The organism is Arthrobacter glycogeni, from assembly GCF_054511155.1.
The window spans coordinates 1-1,060 of record NZ_JBTNDE010000053.1 but is presented as its reverse complement, the minus strand read 5'-3'; the positions used below and the strand labels follow the sequence as shown (position 1 = coordinate 1,060).

The window sequence follows — 1,060 nt, the reverse complement described above, 5'->3', positions numbered from 1 at the left end:
GCCGACCACCGCCGCCACAGCCACCCCGCCCATCAACACCGGCCGATCAGCTGCCGCTTCCCGATCAGCCGCCGGGGCGGTCCACACCGCGCCGACGCCCAACGGACCCCCAGGACCATACCCACCAGACGCCGCACCAGACGTCCCCGAAGAACCGCCCGAAGCCCCCGCGGCGGTATTCGCGGGCCCGCCGGTCGAGCCGGAATCCGCGCCGGATTCGGGAACGAATCCCGTTCCGGTAGGAGAAGCTGTACTGCTTTTCATACCTTCATTCCATCATCGGGCACTGACAAAATAAGGTCCGCAGGAAGGCACCCGGAAAAGAATTTTGAACTATTTTTCGCGGCCCGGTCACAGCCCACAGGGGGCGTGCACGAAACCCCACAACCCACCCGCCGAGGCGTCAGATCGGGCGACTCACACGCCCAATCACCCACCAGATCTCATGGGGTTGTCCGCAAGTCGTGGACAGTTGGTCAGGCGGCTTGTGCCGGCTGAGGCTTTGCTGTGGTGAGAAATTGTTCGTGTTCCACGGGAGTCGTGTAGCCCAGCGCTGAGTGGAGGCGGATGCGGTTGTAGAACTCTTCGATCCATCTACCGGTCGCCTGGATCGCTGCGTGTCGTGTCGCCCAGCGGCGCCGGTCGTAGAACTCGGCTTTGAGCGTTGACCAAAAGGATTCCTGCATCGCGTTATCCCAACAGACGCCGGTGCGTCCTACGGATTGGCGGATGCCCAGCCCCGCGCAAACCTGGTGGAGTTGGGTCGAGGTGTATTGGGTACCCCGGTCGGCGTGGAATACGACCCCTGCAGGGCCGCCACCGCGCAGGATGTAAGCCATCCGTAACGCGCGCTCGACCAAGCTAGCACTTTGGGCCGAATCCATTGCCCACCCGATCACCCGTCGCGAACAGCCGTCCCTGACAGCGCATAAATACACCCACCCCTCATCGGCTTGAATTCTAGGCATCGTCGCAACACCGGCCCGCTATGTGAGTTCCAGTAAAGCATGCAGTCGCTCTGCCGGGGTGTCCCAGTCCAGGGACTTGCGTGGGCGCTCGT

General features: G+C 63.1%; 2 pseudogenes. Both read right to left on the bottom strand.

Annotated features, from left to right (window positions below):
• Positions 1-264 (bottom strand): annotated as a pseudogene (locus ACX80O_RS16695) (hypothetical protein); the annotation flags it as partial.
• Positions 265-476: 212 nt separating this feature from the next.
• Positions 477-950: pseudogene (locus ACX80O_RS16690) on the bottom strand (IS3 family transposase); the annotation flags it as partial.
• Positions 951-1,060: the final 110 nt, after the last annotated feature.